General features: G+C 61.5%; 19 protein-coding genes. 5 read left to right on the forward strand and 14 right to left on the reverse strand.

Annotation, left to right across the window (positions count from 1 at the left end; all coding sequences use genetic code 11):
* The first annotated feature begins 105 nt into the window (after positions 1-105).
* Together KW837_RS17630 and KW837_RS17635 are read left to right on the forward strand one after the other, a co-directional pair.
* The gene (locus KW837_RS17630; protein ID WP_218397536.1) at positions 106-1,587 is read left to right on the forward strand and encodes a methyl-accepting chemotaxis protein; all 1,482 of its coding nucleotides are present in this window, start codon (positions 106-108) and stop codon (positions 1,585-1,587) included.
* A gap of 202 nt (positions 1,588-1,789) precedes the next feature.
* Positions 1,790-2,158: an Mpo1-like protein gene (locus tag KW837_RS17635; protein WP_008071687.1), complete on the forward strand. Its 369-nt coding sequence runs from the start codon at positions 1,790-1,792 to the stop codon at positions 2,156-2,158.
* Here the strand turns inward: KW837_RS17635 and KW837_RS17640 are convergent, their stop codons facing one another.
* From KW837_RS17640 to KW837_RS17650, 3 genes are all read right to left on the reverse strand, one after another.
* A complete protein-coding gene (locus KW837_RS17640; protein ID WP_218397539.1) occupies positions 2,159-2,956 on the reverse strand; it encodes an acyl-CoA thioesterase II in 798 nt (265 codons plus the stop codon).
* A 230-nt stretch (positions 2,957-3,186) separates the two neighbouring features.
* Complete coding sequence (locus KW837_RS17645; protein ID WP_218397541.1) at positions 3,187-3,954, reverse strand: CHAD domain-containing protein; 768 nt, start codon at positions 3,952-3,954, stop codon at positions 3,187-3,189.
* A gap of 44 nt (positions 3,955-3,998) precedes the next feature.
* A complete protein-coding gene (locus KW837_RS17650) occupies positions 3,999-4,277 on the reverse strand; it encodes a hypothetical protein (RefSeq protein WP_123357718.1) in 279 nt (92 codons plus the stop codon).
* Positions 4,278-4,496: 219 nt separating this feature from the next.
* On the opposite strand from KW837_RS17650, the gene KW837_RS17655 reads away from it, so the two are divergent.
* Complete coding sequence (locus KW837_RS17655; RefSeq protein ID WP_218397544.1) at positions 4,497-5,537, forward strand: patatin-like phospholipase family protein; 1,041 nt, start codon at positions 4,497-4,499, stop codon at positions 5,535-5,537.
* Positions 5,538-5,679: 142 nt separating this feature from the next.
* On the opposite strand, the gene KW837_RS17660 is transcribed toward KW837_RS17655, so the two are convergent.
* The 6 genes from KW837_RS17660 to kdpF all read right to left on the reverse strand — a co-directional run bounded on the left by KW837_RS17660 (position 5,680) and on the right by kdpF (position 13,783).
* Positions 5,680-6,378 carry a response regulator gene (locus tag KW837_RS17660; RefSeq protein ID WP_218397546.1) on the reverse strand — a complete coding sequence of 233 codons (699 nt, stop codon included), beginning with the start codon at positions 6,376-6,378 and terminating at the stop codon, positions 5,680-5,682.
* 48 nt (positions 6,379-6,426) lie between these two features.
* Positions 6,427-9,078 (reverse strand): sensor histidine kinase KdpD, encoded by a 2,652-nt coding sequence (locus KW837_RS17665; protein ID WP_218397560.1) that lies wholly within the window; start codon positions 9,076-9,078, stop codon positions 6,427-6,429.
* 143 nt (positions 9,079-9,221) lie between these two features.
* Positions 9,222-9,767 (reverse strand): potassium-transporting ATPase subunit KdpC, encoded by a 546-nt coding sequence (gene kdpC, locus KW837_RS17670; protein WP_218397562.1) that lies wholly within the window; start codon positions 9,765-9,767, stop codon positions 9,222-9,224.
* Positions 9,768-9,922: 155 nt separating this feature from the next.
* On the reverse strand, positions 9,923-11,980 hold the full coding sequence (gene kdpB / locus KW837_RS17675; RefSeq protein WP_218397564.1) for a potassium-transporting ATPase subunit KdpB: 2,058 nt from the start codon (positions 11,978-11,980) through the stop codon (positions 9,923-9,925).
* Positions 11,981-11,990: 10 nt separating this feature from the next.
* Positions 11,991-13,685 (reverse strand): potassium-transporting ATPase subunit KdpA, encoded by a 1,695-nt coding sequence (gene kdpA / locus KW837_RS17680; RefSeq protein ID WP_218397566.1) that lies wholly within the window; start codon positions 13,683-13,685, stop codon positions 11,991-11,993.
* An 8-nt stretch (positions 13,686-13,693) separates the two neighbouring features.
* A complete protein-coding gene (gene kdpF / locus KW837_RS17685; protein WP_007899818.1) occupies positions 13,694-13,783 on the reverse strand; it encodes a K(+)-transporting ATPase subunit F in 90 nt (29 codons plus the stop codon).
* A 393-nt stretch (positions 13,784-14,176) separates the two neighbouring features.
* Between kdpF and eat the strand changes: the two genes are divergently transcribed.
* Positions 14,177-15,541 carry an ethanolamine permease gene (gene eat, locus KW837_RS17690; RefSeq protein ID WP_218397568.1) on the forward strand — a complete coding sequence of 455 codons (1,365 nt, stop codon included), beginning with the start codon at positions 14,177-14,179 and terminating at the stop codon, positions 15,539-15,541.
* Between the two features lie 143 nt (positions 15,542-15,684).
* Positions 15,685-15,852 (forward strand): DUF2897 family protein, encoded by a 168-nt coding sequence (locus KW837_RS17695; RefSeq protein ID WP_008006000.1) that lies wholly within the window; start codon positions 15,685-15,687, stop codon positions 15,850-15,852.
* Positions 15,853-16,094: 242 nt separating this feature from the next.
* Here the strand turns inward: KW837_RS17695 and KW837_RS17700 are convergent, their stop codons facing one another.
* The 5 genes from KW837_RS17700 to KW837_RS17720 form a co-directional block, all read right to left on the reverse strand.
* Positions 16,095-16,946, reverse strand: coding sequence for a DUF1989 domain-containing protein (locus KW837_RS17700; protein ID WP_218397570.1), 852 nt, complete (start codon positions 16,944-16,946; stop codon positions 16,095-16,097).
* A 15-nt stretch (positions 16,947-16,961) separates the two neighbouring features.
* Positions 16,962-17,615 (reverse strand): GntR family transcriptional regulator, encoded by a 654-nt coding sequence (locus KW837_RS17705; protein WP_218397572.1) that lies wholly within the window; start codon positions 17,613-17,615, stop codon positions 16,962-16,964.
* Positions 17,616-17,686: 71 nt separating this feature from the next.
* Entirely contained in the window at positions 17,687-18,961 is a 1,275-nt protein-coding gene (gene fabF, locus KW837_RS17710) for a beta-ketoacyl-ACP synthase II (RefSeq protein WP_218397574.1), read from the reverse strand.
* A gap of 32 nt (positions 18,962-18,993) precedes the next feature.
* On the reverse strand, positions 18,994-19,788 hold the full coding sequence (locus tag KW837_RS17715; protein WP_008005995.1) for an SDR family oxidoreductase: 795 nt from the start codon (positions 19,786-19,788) through the stop codon (positions 18,994-18,996).
* Between the two features lie 342 nt (positions 19,789-20,130).
* Positions 20,131-20,478: a helix-hairpin-helix domain-containing protein gene (locus KW837_RS17720; RefSeq protein WP_218397576.1), complete on the reverse strand. Its 348-nt coding sequence runs from the start codon at positions 20,476-20,478 to the stop codon at positions 20,131-20,133.
* Between the last annotated feature and the right edge of the window lie 72 nt (positions 20,479-20,550).

A 20,550-nucleotide genomic window follows, 5' to 3' on the forward strand; every position in this document is an offset into this window, starting at 1 on the left:
TTGGGACTGCGGAGGATGTTGACCCATATCAAGAGTCGCCCCCCTGAGTAGCGGCACACTAATGGCACCTTGCCAAAACTGTTTCCGCTATCAGAGAAGACCTCCATGGGTGCCTGGCTTAGCAACATCTCGCTGAAATACAAATTCTGGGCGGTCAACGCCGTTGCCTTCGTCACCACCCTGTTGCTGGTGCTGTACGCCGTGCAGCTTGAACAACAGGCCCGCAGCCACGCCGCCCAGGCTTCGGCTCAGGCCCAGGCGCGATTGCTCAATGCCTGGCCTGCCGGGCAACCGCTGCCCAAGGCCGATAACCTGTTGACCTTCAATCGCGGACAGGCGCCGTTACTGAATGGGCAACCGCTGCTGGAGCTGACCGATACCAATGGTTGGGTCGAGATCAACGCTATGCCGCTGTTCGGTGAAAACCCGTTGATGGGCGCCGAGGTACTCACTCGCCCCGATGGCCAACAAATCGCGGTGATTGCCCATGGCCCGAGCCTGAGCCAAGTGTTCGGCGAACGCTTCACCCACTATGCGGTAGCGGTATTCATTCTGATGCTGGCAATGCTCGGCGCGTCGCAACTGTTGATCCGCTTCCTGCTCAGCCAGCTCAATACATTGAAAGACGTGATGCTCCATGTCGAGAAAAGCGGCGACCTGTCGGCCCGTGTGCCGCTGGCTTGCAAGGATGAAGTCGGACAGATGGCCAATGCCTTCAACGCCATGCAGGCCGGTTACCAGCGGGTGGTCAACACTGTCGCCAGCACTGCGCGGCAACTGGATGTCGGCGCCGCGCGGCTGGCCTCGAGCATGAACGAGGTGCGTCACGGCATGCTCGGTCAGCAAAGCGAAACCGATCAGGCCGCCACAGCGATCAACGAAATGACCGCCACGGTCCATCACATCGCCCAACACGCCGGCGCCACCCGCGACCTCTCGCAAACCGCCGATACCCTGGCCGGCAGCGGCCAGGAAGTGGTCACTCGGGTGCAGAAATCGATTGGCGGGTTGTCCACCGGCGTGCAGCAAACGGCCGAGATGATTCAGCGTCTGGCCGAGGACAGTCAGAAGATCAACGGCGTGGTCAGCGTGATCCACAGCATCGCCGAACAGACCAACCTGCTGGCCCTTAACGCCGCCATCGAAGCGGCCCGGGCCGGGGAAATGGGCCGCGGGTTTGCGGTGGTCGCCGATGAGGTGCGTAACCTGGCCAAGCGAGTCCAGGCGTCCACCGACGAGATCACCACCATGGTTTCAGCGCTGCAGGCCGGCACTCGGGACGCCGTGGATTTCATGCAGGAAAGCTCGTACAAGGCGGACGACTGCATGCAGCAGGCTCAGGAAGCCAGTGTGGCCCTGGCCGAAATCACCGGAGCGGTGGCGCAGATGCGTGAAAGCAATACGCAGATCGCAGTGGCGGCCGAGCAGCAGAGCCATGTAGCGGAGGAAATGAATCGGGCGGTGGTGAGCATTCGCGACGTCACCGAGGATACCGTGCAGCAGACCGTGAATTCGGCGATCACCAGCAATGAGCTGGCGATGCTGGCGGGGGAATTGAGCAAGGCCATTGGGCAGCTCAAGCTTTGAGGGCCTCTTCGCGGGCAAGCCTCGCTCCTACAAGGGCGCCGCTGTACCTGTAGGAGCGAGGCTTGCCCGCGAAGGCGTCAGACCGAGCAACATCAATCCTGACCATCACACCTATTGCGCCGATAGCCAGCCTCGATTCGCCGACGGCTTTCGCCCGGCCTATTCTTTGTTCAAGAGCCTCATCGAACCAAGGATAAGCATCATGGGCAAACGTCACCCCAACCTTCCCGCCTGGCAATGGCGAGCGTACCCGCATAATCACCAGCACCCGACCAATCTGGTGTTGCACCTGATTGCCGTGCCGCTGTTCATCGTGGCGTTTTTGCTGATGGTCTCGGGGGTGTTCAGCCTGGATCTGGCCAGTATCGCGATCGGCGTTATCGGCCTGATCGCCGCCCTGGGTCTGCAGCGCCAAGGTCATCGCCTGGAGGCGCAAGCCTCCGAGCCCTTCAGTGATCGCAAAGATGCGGTATCACGCTTGTTGGTCGAGCAGTTCCTGACCTTCCCACGGTTTTTCTTCAGTGGCGGCTGGTGGCGCGCCTGGCGTGAACGCCACCGCCGTCGTCACTGATCAGGCGAAAATCGTGACGGTCTGCCGGCTCATGGCGATCAACTGACCGTCTTCGCTCCACAGTTTTGCGGCGGCGTGCCCGTAGCCGTCAGCGGCATACTCGACTTCCACCAGGTACTTGCACCAGTCCAGTGTGCTCAACGCGAGCAACGGCTGGACGAATTCGATGGTCCAGGTCAGCGTGCTGCCTGCCGCCGGCTTCTTCAGATGCGACAACAAGGACGGCGGCCAGGCGTCGACCAGCGCCAGAATATGCGCCTCGCTGACCACCTCGTCCTTCCCTTCTCCACGCAAGCGCACCCACCCTCCCATGTCGCGGGAAGTGTTGCCGGTGAACGGCAGGCCACCGACACTCCAGCGCATTGCCAAATGACGCATGAATTCCGGGGTCACCCCTTTGATATAGGGCATTTCCTGGCAGTCGTCCCAGTGCTTCATCTCGGGCGCGGCGTTAGCCGTCACCGCCACTTCGGAAGGTCGCGAGGCGCCGAAGCTGCCCTGGACCAACGTCACCACTTGCCCCTTCTGTATCGCCCGGCCCAACACCTGGCTGACAGCTTTGCCTTCGCGCAACACATCGACTTCAAAACTGACTGGCACATCGGCTTCGACCGGGCCGACAAAGGTGATTGCCAGCGAACGCACCGGACGATCCGCCGGGACTTTTGCGCGCATGGCTTCGTATTGCAAGGCGGCTATCAGCCCGCCAAAACTCGCCCGGCCCTGGCCCCATTCCGCCGGAATAGACAGCTCCTGCGGCTGACTGCGCACAGCGTCGAGCAGATCGGAAAAGTGCATGGGAACCTCAGAGGCAAGAAAATGGATGGAACGATCTTAACCAGCACGCAAAGCCGATACAGCGCTTATTCCGGCCAAAATCACTGACAGATGAGCCGTGCCAACATTGAACACACAAACTAATGTGGGAGCGGGCTTGCTCGCGAAAGCGGTCTGACATTCAACATTTACGTTGATTGTTATGCCCTCTTCGCGAGCAAGCCCGCTCCCACATTTGATCTTTAGTGTGTTCAGGATTTGAAGCAGGCGGCGCTGAGTTTGTCGAGGACGCGGTCGGCGCGTGCTTCGGCCTCGGCCAAGGTGGTTTTCCAGACCGCGACACAAGGCTGCAAATCGGGCTCTTCTTTGGCGCGGTCCAGCCACTGCCAACTGTCGTGCCAATCGCCCAAGGCTGCCTGCGCCGATTTCAGTCTGGGCAGGGCCGCTTCCGGCAAGCGATCCAGTTCGGGGTAGGCTTCGATGCCATAGCGCACGCGCTTGATCAGCAGGCGCAGGCGATGGCGGTCATGGGCGGGATCATGCAAAGCCTGGTCGAGTTTCTTCCACTGTTTGCCCAGGCGTTTTTCAATGCGCTTGCGCAAGCCCTTGAGCAAACCCTGGCGCTGGGAAGCGCGCAGGAAACGCGGAAAGGCATCGAGGATCATCAGCATCTGCGCCACTTCCGGGCTCGCCGCGACGATGGGATAAGCCTCGTCCATCCGCGCCATGCGCCGGTGCGCGGCCTCGGGTTGATCGTGCTGCAGCAGGTACGCCGCCAGCACTTCGCGATCGCGCAACGGCGTGGTCAGGTCACCGACCCGGGATGCCGCCGCTTCCAGTTGCTCGACCCCGGGCAAACCGCGCAAGGGCCGCAGCAAGCTGCGCAAACGCCGCACGGTGGTGCGTAGATCGTGCAGCGCTTCAGAGTCGGTTCGGGCACTCAAGCGTGCCTGACAGGCGAGCAGGCGAATGTCCAGGCTCAGAACGTGAGCCACCAACCGATCAACCAAGGCAGACATCGCTTGCTCCCTGAATCGAAATCCCCCATTGGCTATAGCATGCTTCAACGGCCGGCGCGAGACTCACGAATGTAGAAGCGCGCCTTCTCGGCTTTCTTGGTGCAACCCTCATAGGCTTCGAATTGCTGCTGGGTCTTGGCACCGGTCAGCAACGACAGCGCCTTGGAGTAGCTGACAGTCCCGGCAAAGCCCTCGACCTTGGCCAGATCCAGTTCATGCCAGGCGGCGTCGAGCTGGCTTCCGCAGCTGTCACGGTAAGCGGTTTTACCGGCACAACCGGCGAGTGCCAAGGCAATCAACGGCACACAGATCCAGGCTTTCATCACTCACACCTCAAAGATAATAAACAGTCGAGCAGCTAAGACGGCCTGGCGCGTGAAAAGTGCCTTGGACCCGCAGTGGAAACTATAGCGCTCGCGAGGATACCCATTCGCCTTTATTGAGTGTCAAAAAACGACGCTATTGCCCCGTCGAACGACCATAGCGATTGAAGCGTGCCCCTCGATGGGTGCATTGTTGAACCTTGTCAGAGAGGTCGATTCATGAAAAAGCGTGTCGCACTGGTGTTGGGCTCGGGTGGCGCCCGGGGCTACGCCCATATCGGCGTCATTGAAGAGATCGAACGGCGCGGCTACGACATTGCCTGCATCGCCGGTTGCTCCATGGGCGCAGTGGTCGGCGGGATCTATGCCGCCGGTAAACTCAAGGATTATCGCGACTGGATCGAGAGCCTGGATTACCTCGACGTGTTGCGTCTGGTGGACGTCAGCTTTCGCCTGGGCGCGATTCGCGGGGAAAAGGTCTTCGGGCAGATCCGCAAGATCGTCGGCGAGATCAACATCGAAGACCTGCGCATTCCCTACACGGCGGTGGCCACGGACCTGACCAACCAGCAGGAAATCTGGTTCCAGGAAGGTTGCCTGCACCAGGCCATGCGCGCCTCGGCGGCGATCCCCAGCCTGTTCACGCCGGTGATGCAGGGCAATCGAATGCTGGTGGACGGCGGCATCCTCAACCCGTTGCCGATCGTGCCGGTGGTGTCGAGCCATTGCGACCTGATCATCGCGGTCAACCTCAACGCCACCAACCAGCGCCACTATCAACTGCCAGTGATCCAGCGACCGGCGGCGTTCAGGACCCGCTTCGACAGCCTGATCAACTCGTTGGGTTCGAAAATGCCCTTCCGCCGCAAACAGGCGGAACAATTGCTGCTGCTGGAAAAGGAAGCGCTGATGGCCGAAGCCGCCGATATCAATCCGTGGATCGAATCCGCCGAGCCCGAAGGCCAGCAACCGGCGGCGGCCCCGGAAAGCAACGGCGCACCGAAATCCGCCACCGGCTCGTTCATCATCGACAACGTCGGGCCGGCGTCCTTGCTGGACCTGATCAACCAGAGTTTCGAGGTGATGCAGACCTCATTGGCGCAGTACAAGATTGCCGGGTATCCGCCGGATATCCTGATCAACGTGCCCAAGCGGGTGTGCCGGTTTTTCGAGTTCTACAAGGCGCCGGAATTGATCGCGCTGGGGCGCGAGATTGCGCGGGATACGCTGGATCGGTATGAGAATGAGCGGGAATCTTGAGGTTCCTGGGTGAATGTGAGGGCCTCTTCGCGGGCAAGCCTCGCTCCTACAGGGTTTTGAGTCGGTCATACATTTTGTGACCAACATCAATCCGTAGGAGCGAGGCTTGCCCGCGAAGGCGCAGGATCAGCCACCACAAAAACTAAAGACTGCCCTCACCCAACAACCGATACCCAACCCCCGCCTCAGTAACGATAAACCGCGGCTGAGTCGGATCATCCGCCAGTTTCTGCCGCAAGTGCCCGACCACGATCCGCAGATAGTGGCTGTCTTCGGTGTGTGTCGGGCCCCAGATGTCCTTGAGCAATTGCTGCTGGGTGATGACCCGCCCCGGATGCCGCGCCAGTTGCGCCAGTACGGCGTATTCCTTGCGCGTCAGCGCCACTTCGGCGCCGTCCAATAGCACCCGGCGATAAGCCAGGTCCACGGTGAGCGGGCCGAAACTGAGCGCCGCTTCCTGAGCCTCACCCGTCGGCGCCTGACGCAGCAAGGCGCGCACCCGGGCCAGAAACTCCTGGATGCCGAACGGCTTGGTCACGTAGTCGTTGGCGCCGCCATCCAGGGCTTGGACTTTCTGCCCTTCGCTGGCGCGCACCGAGAGCACCAGTACCGGCACCGTCGACCACTCGCGAAACTCGCGCAGCACCTGCTGGCCATCCATGTCCGGCAGGCCGAGGTCGAGCACCAGCAGGTCGGGTTTGTTCAATGCAGCCTGGGCCAGGCCTTCCGTGCCGGTGCCGGCCTCCAGCACTTTGTAGCCTTGGGAGGCGAGGCTGATGCGCAGGAATTTGCGGATCTGCGGTTCATCATCGATGACCAAAATGGTCGCGGTCTGGCTCATGAATTCATATCAACACAAAGAAGTGGCAAGAGAGTAGCGCAGGCGAGATCAGGCTTCACTGTCCAATCCCGGTTGAGTCTGCAACGGCAGGTGCAGCGTGATGCAGGTGCCGCGCCCTTCGATGCCGTCGGCGACGCTGATCCGCCCGCCATGGGCACCGACCATGCCCTGACAGATCGCCAGCCCCAACCCGGTGCCCTGCCCGCCGCGATCACCACGAGCGGCGGTGTAAAACATGTCGAAAATCTTCGCACGGTCCTCCTCGGGAATCCCCGGCCCTTCATCGCTCACCGAAAAAAACAGCTCGCTGTCAGTGGCTCCGGCACGCAATTCAAGACGCCCACGAGGGGGCGAGAAACGCGCAGCATTTTCCAGCACGTTGACCAGCGCTTGCTCGATCAGCGCGGCATGCACATAGAGCAGCGGCAACTCGGCCGGCACTTCGGTAATGACCTGCAACGATGCCAGCACCGCGCGCAGACGATTGAGCGAACTGCCGACGATGTCTGCCGGCGACACCCAGTCTCGCGCCAGCTTCAGGGCGCCGTGACCGAGGCGCGTCATATCTAGCAGGTTTTGAATATAGCGATCCAGCCGTTCGGCTTCATCGCGGGTGCCTTCGAGCAGTTCGCGGCGGTCCTCCAAGGGAATCACCTCGCCAAGCGCCAGCAGGCTGTCGATGCTGCCGCGCATGGAGGTCAACGGCGTGCGTAAATCGTGGGACACCGAGGCCAACAGTGCGCTGCGCAGTTGCTCGGTTTCGCCATGCAAGCGCGCCGCCTCGAGGTCATCGGCCAGTTGTGCGCGGGCCAACGCCTGGGCCAGCGGTTGGCTTAACGCGGTCAACAAGCGCCGCCGCTGGCCGCTCAGGGTCTGACCTTCTTTGGCACACACGCCGAGCAGCGCCAACGGTCCATCATCCACCGACAGTGGCCACCACCACCAGCGCCCGAACGGCAACGTACCGGTGCCTGCGCCGGCCGGTTGGTCGTGTTGCCAGGCCCAATCGGCAGCAGCGCGCTCGGCTTCGGAGAACTCCAGCGGCCCGCCGGTTTCGACTTTCCAGCCACTCTGGCCATCGCGATTGAGCAGGCACAGTTTCAGGTCGGTCCAGCCATTGAGGTGCTGCGCCGCAGCGCTGACCACGGCCTGACGGTCGGTGGCAGCGGTGAGTTTGCGCGACAGGTCGAGCAGTTCGCTGGTTTCTTCCTGGGTGTCGCGCAAGGCCTGCAATTGTCGCCGTTGTCGCGCCGCCAGGTTGCCGGTGAGGGCCGCCATCAGCAGGAAGAACAGCAAGGTCAGCACGTCCTCTTCACGCTGGATGCTGAAAGAGAACGTCGGTGGAATGAACAAAAAATCATAGGTCAGAAACGACAGCGCCGCGCAGGCCAGCGCCGGGCCGAGGCTGCTGCGCACCGCCACCAGCAACACTGCGGCGAGGAACACCAGCGAAATATTGGGCAGCGGCAAGGCACTCGACACCGCCCAGGCCAGAGCACTGGCAAGCACCGTTGCCAGCAGCGCCAACGCGTAGTCGAACCAGACCAGCGATTGCGCCGAGCGTTGGCGCGGCTGATGCTGTTCGTGATCGCTGTCAAGCACGTTGATTTCCAGCCCGCGAGCATCGCGCAGCAAACGTGAGGCCAGACCGCCACCGAACAACCGTCGACGCAAACGCTGGCGCGACTGGCCCACCAGCACCAGGCTGGCGCGGCGTTCAGCGGCGTGCTGGATCAAGGTTTTCGCCACCTCGCCAGCCCGCAGCAACACCACTTCACCACCGAGGCGTTCGGCCAGTTGTTGAGCGCTTTGCAGGCGCAGGCGCGACTGCTCGTCGCGCACACGGCCATTGTCCACGTGCACCAGGCTCCATGGCAGATGCCGGCGCTGGGCGACGCGACTGGCATGACGCACCAGACGCTCGGCCTGAGCATCGCCATCGACGCCCACCAGCAAGCGACCGCGCACAGCCGGCGCGGCCTGCCCCAACTGGCGATAACCCTGGGCCAGATCGTTATCCACCTGAGCGGCGGCGGTTTGCATCGCCAGTTCGCGCAGGGCGGTGAGGTTGGTCTGGGTGAAGAAGGCATCGATGGCCGCCCGCGCCTGCTCCGGCACGTAGACCTTGCCGTCGCGCAGACGCTCCAGCAACTCGCGCGGCGGCAGGTCGATCAGCAGCAGTTCGTAGGCTTCTTGCAGCACCCAGTCCGGCAGGGTTTCGCGCACCTGTACGCCAGTGATGCCGCGCACCTGATCGTTGAGACTTTCCAGATGCTGGACGTTGACCGTGGTGAACACGTCGATGCCGGCAGCCAGCAATTCCTGAATGTCTTGCCAGCGCTTGGCGTGGCGACTGCCGGGGGCGTTGCTGTGGGCCAGTTCGTCCACCAGCACCAGTTTCGGTTTGGCGGCAAGCAGACCGTCGAGGTCCATTTCTTCGAGCATCACGCCGCGGTATTCCGAGCGCACCAACGGTTGCTGCGGCAAGCCAGCCAGTAGCGCTTCGGTTTCGGCACGACCGTGGGTTTCGACCACCCCGGCCATGACTTTCACGCCTTGGCGCAGTTGAGTGTGGGCGGCTTGCAGCATGGCGTAGGTCTTGCCGACCCCCGGGGCGGCGCCAAGGAACACCTTGAGCCGGCCACGGCCATCGCGGGGCAGGTCTGCTAACAGCGCGTCGGCGCGGCCGGAGTTACTCATGCTTGGGGATCTCTTTTTTTCAGATGTTGATGTGGTGATTGTTCAGCCGCCTTCGCGAGCAAGCCCGCTCCCACAAGGGATCTTCAGTGTTACGCAGATCCAGTGTGGGAGCGGGCTTGCTCGCGAATAGCGCCACCACCGGTCTACAGTTTTTCCAGCGCCATATTCAGCGCCAACACATTCACCACCGGCGGTCCTACCAACGGCTGCTCGATGTGCGCATCCAGCAGTTGCTCAAGCGTAGACACTGGCAGATTGCGCGCCGTCGCGACACGCGCCAGTTGATAGGCAATCGCGGCCGGTGGCAAGTGCGGATCGAGGCCGCTGCCGGAGGTGGTCAGCATCGCCAACGGCACCGGCCCCTGGCCAGCTACCTGCAATTTATTGGCCTCGTCGATCACCCGAGAGGCGAGCGCCGGATTGCTGGGCGAGAGGTTGCTGGCGCTGCTCGACACGGTGGCAAAGGCACCGGCCGATGGTCGTGGGTGGAACCAGCCATCACCAACGAAATCCTGGGCGATCAGCGACGAACCGCGAACCTTGCCGTCGGCGTCGCGCACCAGGCTGCCATTGGCCTGGTCCGGGAAGGCGACCTGGGCGACGCCGGTGACCACCAAAGGGTAGGCGACGCCGGTGATCAGGGTCATCAGCAACAGCAGGCTCAGGGCCGGACGTATCAGTGTGGACATTTCACAATCCTCGAATTCAGAGAACAAATACAGCTTTCAGTCAGATGGACCGTGTCGAGTCCTTCGCGAGCAAGCCCGCTCCCACAGGGGAATGCATTTCAACGTGTGGGAGCGGGCTTGCTCGCGAAGGCGGTGTGCCTGGCACACCGCGCAGGTCAAACCAAATGCAACGCCGTCAACAACATGTCGATCGCCTTGATGCCCACGAACGGCACCAGAATCCCGCCCAGTCCATAAATCAGCAGATTGCGCCGCAGCAACGCCGCCGCACTCACCGCTTGCACCCTCACACCACGCAGCGCCAAAGGAATCAGCACCACAATGATCAAGGCGTTGAACACAATCGCCGACAGAATCGCGCTCTGCGGGCTGCTCAGGTGCATGACGTTGAGCACACCCAGTTGCGGGTAGATCGAGGCGAACAGCGCCGGCAGGATCGCGAAGTATTTGGCCACGTCGTTGGCGATCGAGAAGGTCGTCAGCGCACCGCGGGTCACCAGCAATTCCTTGCCGATTTGCACCACGTCCAACAGCTTGGTCGGGTCGCTGTCGAGGTCGACCATGTTCGCCGCCTCCCGTGCCGCTTGCGTACCGTCGTTCATCGCCATGCCGACGTCCGCCTGAGCCAGGGCCGGGGCATCGTTGGCACCGTCGCCGCACATGGCGACCAGGCGACCGTCGTTCTGCTCGTGACGAATGCGCGCCAGTTTTTTCTCCGGTGTGGCTTCGGCCAGCACGTCATCCACGCCCGCTTCGGCGGCAATCGCAGCGGCGGTCAGCGGGTTGTCGCCGGTGACCATGACCGTGCGAATCCCCAGCTTGCGCAACTCGGCGAAACGCTCGCGGATGCCGGGCTTGACCACGTCCTTGAGGTGAATGACACCGAGCAATTTGCCGTCGGCGCAGACCAGCAGAGGCGTGCCGCCACTCTGGGCGATCTTGTCGATTTCCCGGGACAGAGGCGCGGCCAGATCAGCGCGTTTCAGGCCGACGAAGGTCAGCAGCGAATCCACCGCGCCTTTGCGATAGACCCGGCCCTGATAGTCAACGCCAGACAAGCGGGTTTCAGCACTGAACGGCACCGCGGTCAGCACCTCGGCCGACGGCTCGGGTTGCGGATGAAGACCGCGCAGGTACTCGACGATGGATTTGCCTTCAGCCGTGTCATCGGCCAAGGAGGCAAACAACGCGCCTTCGGCCAGTTCCTTGGCAGTGACACCAGGCGCGGCATAGACCGCGGAGCAACGACGATTGCCAAAGGTGATGGTGCCGGTCTTGTCCAGCAGCAGGACATGAACGTCCCCCGCCGCTTCCACGGCGCGACCGGATTTGGCGATCACGTTCAGGCGCACCAGACGGTCCATCCCGGCGATACCGATGGCCGACAACAAACCGCCAATGGTGGTCGGAATCAGCGTGACCAATAACGCCACCAGGAACACCAGCGGCAGGCTGCCATTGGCGAAGTGGGCGAACGGTTGCAGGGTCACCACCACCAGCAGAAAGATCAGGGTCAGGCCGATCAGCAGGATATCCAGTGCCACTTCGTTCGGGGTTTTCTGGCGTTTGGCGCCTTCGACCAGCGCGATCATGCGGTCGAGGGTCGACTCGCCGGGGTTGGCGGTGATGCGCACCAGCAGCCAGTCGGACACCAGTCGAGTGTTGCCGGTGACCGCCGAACGGTCGCCACCGGACTCCCGAATCACCGGCGCCGATTCTCCGGTAATCGCCGCTTCGTTGACCGCCGCGATGCCTTCGATCACCTCGCCGTCACCGGGGATCATCTCCCCCGCTTCGACGCGCACCACATCACCCTTGCGCAGGCTGGTGGCGGGCACCACCTGAAAGCTGCCATTGGCGTTTTTGCGCCGGGCACTCAAGCCTTCACTGCCGGCCTTGAGGCTGTCGGCACGGGCCTTGCCGCGACCTTCGGCCAGCGCTTCGGCGAAGTTGGCGAACAACACGGTGAACCACAGCCACAAGGCGATTTGCGCGGCGACGAAAGTCGGCACGGCGCTGTCGGGAATGAAGCACAGCACGGTGGTCAGAATCGCGGTCAGTTCCACCACCAGCATCACCGGCGCACGTTGCAATTGCCGTGGGTCGAGCTTTACGAACGCTTGCACCAGCGCCGGGCGCCAGAGGGCCGAGATCGCGGTTTTCGGTTGTTCCGGCGCCTTGACGACGGCGGCTTTAGTTGCGGGCATATTCATCATTGACTCCTTAGAAGCCCAAGCTCAGATGTTCGGCAATCGGGCCCAGCGCCAGGGTCGGCAGGAAGGTCAAACCACCCACCAGCAAAATGGTCACGGTCAACAGGACCACGAACAGCGGGCCGTGAGTCGGGAAGCTGTTCTGGCCGATCGGCGCGGTTTTCTTCATCGCCAGGCTGCCGGCCAGGGCCAGTGCCGGGAGGATGTAACCGAAGCGACCGATCAACATGCCCAGCCCCAGCATCAGGTTGTGGAACGTGGTGTTGGCACCGAAGCCACCGAACGCCGAGCCGTTGTTGGCACTGGCCGAGGTGTACGCATAAAGCAACTGGCTGAAACCGTGAGCACCGGGGTTACTCACCGCCGCGACCGGGCCAGGCAGGCTGGCAGCAATCGCACCGAGCACCAGCACGCCGACTGGCATCACCAGCAAGGTCACCACCAGCAACTGGACTTCCCTGGCTTGCAGTTTCTTGCCGAGGTATTCCGGAGTGCGGCCGATCATCAGCCCGGCGAGGAATACCGCGATCAGCACGTTGAGCAACATGCCGTAGAGCCCGGCCCCGACACCGCCGAAAATCACTTCGCCGACCATCATGTTGACCAGCGCGACCATGCCGCTCAGCGGGTTGAGGCTGTCGTGCATGCCATTGACCGAACCGTTCGACGCCGCCGTGGTGGTTACCGACCACAGCACCGTGGCGGTGGTGCCGAAACGCGCTTCCTTGCCTTCCAGCGGTGCGGTCTGTTCGACGGCGACGTTGGCCAGGGTCGGGTTCGGTTGATATTCAGCCCACAGCGACGTCGCGCCGCCGATCAAAAACAGCGCCAGCATGCAGGCGATGATCGCGCGGCTCTGACGCAGGTCTTTCACGTAATGGCCGAAGGTGAACACCAGCGCCACCGGGATCAGAATGATCGAAGCGACTTCAAACAGGTTGCTCCACGCCGTCGGGTTCTCGAACGGGTGCGCCGAGTTGACGCCGAAGAAACCACCGCCGTTGGTGCCCAGTTGCTTGATCGCAATCTGGCTGGCGGCCGGGCCGAGCGGGATGACCTGATCGACGCCCTGCATGGTCACGGCGTTCACGTACTGGGCGAACGTTTGTGGCACGCCCTGCCAGACCAGATACAGCGCCAGCAGCAGGCACAGCGGCAGCAGGCCGTAGAGGGTGGCGCGGGTCATGTCGACCCAGAAGTTGCCCAGTGTTTTGGTCGATTTGCGACCGATGCCGCGACACAGCGCAACCAGAACCGCCAGGCCAGTGGCAGCGCTGACGAAGTTCTGCACGGTGAGGCCGACCATCTGACTGAGGTAGCTGAGGGTCGCTTCGCCGCTGTAGGACTGCCAGTTGGTATTGGTCATGAAGCTGACGGCGGTGTTGAACGCTTGCGTCCATTCCTGACCCGGCAAATTTTGCGGATTGAGCGGCAAATAATTCTGAAACAGCAGGATCGCGAACAACAGCAAAAAACCCGCGAGGTTGAAGGCGAGCAAGGCCAGGGTGTATTTCTGCCAGCTCTGCTCAGCCTGTGGATCGACGCCGGCCACCCGATAGCAACCCCGCTCCACCGGCCCGAGGATCGGCGACAGCCAGGTGCGCTGCCCTTCCATCACCTTGTAGTAGAAGCGCCCAAGAAACGGTGCCGGGATCAGCACCACGGCGAAGAAGGCGAGGATCAGCCAATAGTCATAACTGTGCATAGCCGCTCCTAGTTCCGGTCCGCGCGCAATAGCGCAACCAACAGATAAATGAACAGCCCCACTGCCAATAGCAGTGACACCCCGTCCAGAACGCTCATGGAAATTCTCCGTGTTACGGCGTATTGCCGCGTGTGGAGTGATTGTCGGGAGGGAGGCTGTAAAGGCGCGAGATCGAGGGGGGTGGCGGGGCATAAATAAAGCGTAAAGAGTGGGGTTATGCGGTGGCAGTGCCGGCCTCTTCGCGAGCAAGCCCGCTCCCACAGGGATCGGTGTTGTACGGGTAAACGCATTCCAAATGTGGGAGCGGGCTTGCTCGCGAAGGCGGCAGCACAGACGACACCGCCCCCAACTGGCGCACAAAAAGCGCGCATCCAGCCGCGAACATCCCCGATACGACAGCTTTCAGCGCTTTACGACGCCCACCTGAAAAATGGCACGCCCACTGCACACGCCCTCCCCCGAGCTTTTCCAAACCGTTCAGGGAGCAAGGCATGAACACACAACTCAAACCCACGCTGGGCACGCTACACCTGTGGGGTATCGCGGTCGGGCTGGTGATTTCCGGTGAGTACTTCGGCTGGAGTTACGGCTGGGGCGTGGCCGGGACACTGGGCTTTCTCGTGACCTCATTCATGGTCGCCACGATGTACACCTGCTTCATCTTCAGTTTCACCGAACTGACCACCGCGATTCCCCATGCCGGCGGTCCCTTTGCCTACAGCCGCCGCGCCTTTGGCGAGAAAGGCGGTTTGATTGCCGGGTTGGCGACCCTGATCGAATTCGTCTTCGCCCCACCGGCGATTGCCCTGGCGATCGGCGCCTACCTGAATGTGCAGTTTCCCGCCCTCGACCCGAAACACGCGGCCGTCGGGGCCTACATCGTGTTCATGGGCTTGAACATCCTCGGCGTGAAACTGGCCGCGACCTTCGAGCTGGTAGTCTGCGTATTGGCGGTCGCCGAATTGCTGGTGTTCATGGGCGTGGTCGCCCCGGCGTTCAGCTTCAGCAACTTCGCCCTCAACGGCTGGGCCGGTTCTGATGTGTTCGGTGCGCCCGCGATTGCCGGGATGTTCGCGGCCATTCCGTTTGCCATCTGGTTCTTCCTCGCCATCGAAGGCGCGGCCATGGCCGCCGAAGAAGCCAAGGACCCGAAACGCACGATTCCCAAGGCCTACATCAGCGGCATCCTGACCCTGGTGCTGCTGGCCATGGGCGTGATGTTCTTTGCCGGCGGCGTCGGCGACTGGCGCACCCTGTCGAACATCAACGATCCGCTGCCGCAAGCCATGAAAGCCGTGGTCGGCGAAAACTCCGGCTGGTTGCACATGCTGGTGTGGATCGGTTTGTTCGGCCTGGTGGCGAGTTTCCACGGGATCATCCTCGGCTACTCGCGGCAGTTCTTTGCGCTGGCCCGGGCCGGTTACCTGCCAGCATCCCTGGCCAAACTGTCGCGCTTCCAGACCCCGCACCGGGCCATCATCGCCGGTGGCGTGATTGGCATCGCGGCGATCTACAGCGATGGCTTGATCAACCTCGGCGGCATGACGCTGACGGCGGCGATGATCACCATGGCGGTATTCGGCGCGATCGTGATGTACATCATGAGCATGCTCAGCCTGTTCAAACTGCGCAAAACCGAACCGAACCTGGAACGCACCTTCCGCGCGCCCTGCTACCCATTGGTGCCGTTCATTGCCTTAATGCTGGCGGTGGTTTGCCTGGTGGCGATGGCCTGGTTCAACACCTTGATCGGGTTGATCTTCCTCGGCTTCATGGCCGTGGGTTTCGTGTACTTCATGCTCACCGCGCAATTGCGGGCCGATGCGCCGGAGGATGCGATGTTGACCGGGCTGTAAACAGTCGCGGTGTTGCTGTCAGTTCAGGCATAGAATGGAATCATAGCGAATGGAACCACTGCGAAATTCCATCGCTCAAAAGTGGTAGGCACGATCGGTTGGCGAAACCATCGCCAAGCGGCCTGCCCTTAAGGAGAAACCCTATGCCCTGGTATGCCTGGTTGATTCTGATCGTTGCCATCGGCTCGATCGTTGGCGGCTTGATGATGCTGCGCGACACCGCCAACAAGGTCGAATTGACCGAAGAGCAACGTAAACGCGTCGCCGAACGCAATGCGGAAGCGGATGCCAAGGATGCGCAGGACCGCTGACCGAAACTGCGGTGAGGGCTTGCCCAGTAAGTTAAGGCGTAATGCGATCTGTAGCAGCTGGCGAAGCCTGCGTTCGACTGCGCAGCAGTCGTGAATCCGGCCAACGCGATTTCCTGGTGCACCGCCGTTTCTGATTTCGCGACTGCTACGCAGCCGAACGCAGGCTTCGCCAGCTGCTACAAAGAATGCGTCGCGGCTTAAATTACCGGCATCAGGGCGTGCTTCCTGCCACAAAAGCCTTTTTACTTTTCCCAATCGGCCTTGGCAATGTGCAGGCCATGCTGCCCTTTATAGGCCGCACGCTCCGGCGGGCTCCAGCCTTCAAGCAACGAGTCCTCCAACCGGTAAATCTCAACGCCTAATGGGCGACACACACTCAATGGATCCTGCGCATCCGGCCCCCACATGGCCAGTGACAAATCCCCACCCGGGCAGGTCGACAACGCACACAGCAGATCAATTTCGGCAAAGAACTCCAGGTAATCGCCCTTCTGCGCCGGACAGGCTTTCATGAAGTACATGTCGTCGTGGTTCAGACCAGTGCACTGGAAAATGTTCAGCACATCATGCACGTCAAACTCGGTCAGACCATGGGGTAGCACGGCGCGCGTCAAATTCGAGTGGCAGTGATGATGGAAGTCCTCGCCGGTGAGCATTTTGTTCACATACGGATCACAGCGCGTCCCCAGCAAGTCGTGCAAACGCCCGCCATGTTCGTCGATGCCGTACCCGGCCAGGCTATCGTCGGTGATGGTCACCAGCGGCCGCAAAAATGGCAGGTTCGACCAGAGCCGGTCATGAATGCTGACATGAGCACCCTGCAACTGCCGGGTCCGCGCCGCCCATAAGCGTTCGCGCGGGTCATGGGCATTCCAGACATTGAAGTCCCCGACTTGCGGGCCAACCGGGGTTGTGACCCTGAACACATGCCCGGCCGGCACATTCCAGGCGCGGCCGGTGCGGATCGGCACTTCGAACTGTTCGATCAGCGTGCGCCCCTCTTTCTTGTCCCGGACTCTCTCGTAGAAAGCCGTGTCCACCTGCAAGGCCGAGCCTTTGCTGACTTGATAGGCCGCCGGATAGTCTTTGTACATGGCACAAATCCTCGATCAGTGATGGGAAGAAGGGGCAAGCATCTGCAACAGGAGGTGTTCGGAGTCGTCGAGATAAAGGCTCATGGCGTCCCCGGCCGCGGGTTTGTCGCCGTCGGCCAGCAAGTCATGTATCTGCCGGTCACGCGCTAGCCAAGGCGCCTGAAAACGTGATTCATCGGGAGCGGTGCAAAACACCAGGCGCAGTTGCGCGACAACGTTAGTGAAGAACTCATCGAACAATGGACTGCGCAGCAATCCGACGATGTGTTGATGAAACGCCAGACTGTGGGTGCCGACGGCACGCCAGTCCTCACGCTCCCGGGCCAGCTCGGCGGCCTCCAGGGCTTCGAGCATCCGGTCGGACTGATATTCACGCAATGGCTGACTGGCGCTGATGGCTTGCAGCTCCAGGGTGCGACGGACCTTGAACAGATCGCGCACATCCTCGACACCCAACCGGCGCACCATCACACCCTTGTTACGGACATAACGGGTCAGCCTTTCCTGCCCCAGACGGTGCAACGCCTCGCGAATTGTGTTTCGCGAGGCGTTGTAAGCCGACACCAGATCGTTCTCCACCAATGCCATGCCCGGCAGCAAACGACCGCCGATGATGTCAGCGCGTAACTCCAACGTGATGTGGTCGGCCAAGGACAGTCCGCTGCTCATACTCAATGCCTCGTGATTGTTCAACAATCGTCAGCGAATGAGTAATCACTATTCGTGCCATCTGCCTTGAACTACTCATCCCAGTATTTGAACAACACACTGGCATTGACACCGCCAAATCCGAAGCCGTTGGATAACGCGTAATCGATGGTCATTGGCCGCGCCTGACCGTGAACGATGTCCACCCCTTGCGTTGCCGGATCCGGGTTATCGAAGTTGAGCGTGGCCGGCACCACCTGATCGCGGAGCGCCAACAGGGTAAAGATCGCCTCGATCCCGCCAGCAGCGCCGAGCAAATGCCCGGTGGCCGATTTGGTCGACGTCACCGCTATCTTGTTGTCCGAGCCGAACAACGACTTGATGGCCGCCAGCTCCCCCAAATCCCCCACCGGGGTCGAGGTCGCGTGAGCGTTGAGATGCTGCACCTGCGCCGGCGAAATGCCCGCCTGGGCCAACGCCAGCGACATCGCCCGACGCGCACCGCTGCCATCTTCAGGCCCCGCGGTCAGGTGATAGGCATCGGCACTGGTGCCGTAACCGACCAGCTCAGCCAACGGCTGAGCGCCGCGCGCCAGGGCATGTTCCAGGGATTCGATCACCAACAGGCCCGAGCCCTCGCCCATCACAAAACCGTCACGCCCACTGTCGAACGGTCGCGAGGCGCGTTCCGGGGTGTCGTTGTAACCGCTGGACAACGCCCGAGCCGCCGCAAACCCGGCAAGGCTGACACGATCGATTGCCGCTTCCGCCCCGCCGCACACTGCAATGTCCGCCTCGCCACATCGAATCAGCCGCGCCGCGTCACCAATCGCCTGAACCCCGGCCGCGCACGCCGTTACCGGAGCGCCCAAAGGGCCCTTGAAACCATGCGCGATCGACACATGGCCCGCCGCGAGGTTGACCAGAAACGACGGAATGGTGAACGGCGACAAACGTCGCGGGCCACGGCTGTCGGTGGTGCGCACCGCATCGGCAATCGCGCCGAAACCACCCACGCCCGAGCCAATAATCGTGGCAGTGCGCTCCTGGGCGTTGACGTCCTGCGGATGCCAACCGGCCTGCTCCAGTGCCTGACGCGCCGCCTCCATGGCAAACATAATGAAGCGATCCATCTTCTTCTGCTCTTTGGGCGGCGTCGCCCGGTCCGGATCGAAACCCGCCTCGGGATCTTCCGCCAGCGTCTGCACCGCGCCACCGACCTTGGCCGGCAGATCGGCAACCACCTCGTCCGGCAACGCCCGCAACCCGGAACGCCCGGCCAACAAACGTGCCCAAACCGCTTCGACGCCACTACCCAACGGCGACACCAGGCCCATGCCCGTGACCACCACTCGACGATTACTCATAACGCAAATACCTCAAGCCGATTCATGGCGCCTCACTTGTAACGCGTGGCGGCCGTGCTTCTAGACAGATTCGGCGCCATCGCATGACGCGCCGCCATAAAGGCCTCCCACTCGGAGGCATTCGGTAACGAAGGAATGGTGATCAACTCACCCTGGTCCAGACCCGACAATGCCGCGTCGACCATCTCCCCCGCTTCCATGATCATGTCCGCCGGAATCTGAGACGCATCGATACCGGAGCGTTCCAAAATCTCGGTGCGTGTTACCCCCGGCAACACCGCTTGAACCTGAACCCCGGTGCCCTGCAGTTCGGCGTTCAACGACTGAGTCAGGCTCAACACATAAGCCTTGCTCGCGCTGTACGTCGCATTGAACCGCTCCGGAAACAACGCCACCACCGAGGCAATATTGATGATCGTCCCGCGACCGGCCTTGGAAAAACCGGCCGCCGCTGCCGAAGCCAGCCGCGTCACCGTGGTGACGTTCAGCTGAATCAAACGCTCCAGCTCATCCAGATCCGCATTGGCAAGCAAACCATCCGCCGCGACACCGGCGTTATTCAGCAACAGGCTGATACTCGAATCGCTACGCAAACGCTGCTCAAGCTTCAACACATCATCCTTTTGCGTCAGATCCGCCTTCAGAACCTCCACCTGAACACCATGCGCGGCCCGCAACTTACTCGCCGCGGCCTCCAGCCGTTCCTGATCACGGGCCACCAGCAACAAATCAAAACCACGCGCCGCCAACCGCTCCGCGTAAACCGCACCGATGCCGGAAGAAGCACCGGTGACGAGGGCCGTACCTTGGTTCTGGACAGAATTCATGACGGTGCTCCAAAGAGGATTGCGTGAGAGAAAGGCCAGCGCTTGAACGTCAGTGCGCTTCAGCGAATCGAAGATATTATAGGCATAATCAAATCACCATATGATAGCCGTAATTTTTCCCATCCCGATGAAAGGCGCCAGATCGCCTAATGCCGGTCAGTTAAGCGAGCAAACCGCTTTTCGTAGGAGCCAGGCTTGCCGGCGAAGGCGTCCTTAAGTGCGCTTTCGCCGGCAAGCCTGGCTCCTACAGGTGCATTAGCCAGATCGCCCTCTTCGGTGCTATGCATTCAGTACTATGCAAAAAGGCCGGTCAATGACCGGCCTCCTGGTGGATTTACAAGCTTAGTTCACTTCCAGCTTCTCGCGATTCTTGTCCAGAATAGCCTTGCCAATCCCCTTCACTTCCAGCAATTCGTCGACCGACGAAAACGGCCCATTACTCTCACGATACGCAACAATCGCCTTGGCCTTCGCTTCACCGATCCCGGACAACTCGCGCTGCAGAGTCGGCGCATCGGCGCCATTGAGATCGACTTTGGCGGTTTTAGCCTGGGCGGCAGCATCCAGCATCAAGGGTGCCTTGGCAGCCTCTGGCGCAGCCGTCTGTGTAGCCGTCGGTGCAGCAATGGCCGCAATAGAGGCGCTGGTGAGCAGGGCAAAAACCAGAGAGTAGAAATAGCCAGTACGCATAAATGAAGCTCCATGACATCGATTGAGAAAGCAGCTTTTCCGAAGCTGCCTTCCAAACTTAGGCGATGTGGT

This window comes from Pseudomonas sp. PDM24 (genome assembly GCF_019218905.1).
GTDB lineage: Bacteria > Pseudomonadota > Gammaproteobacteria > Pseudomonadales > Pseudomonadaceae > Aquipseudomonas.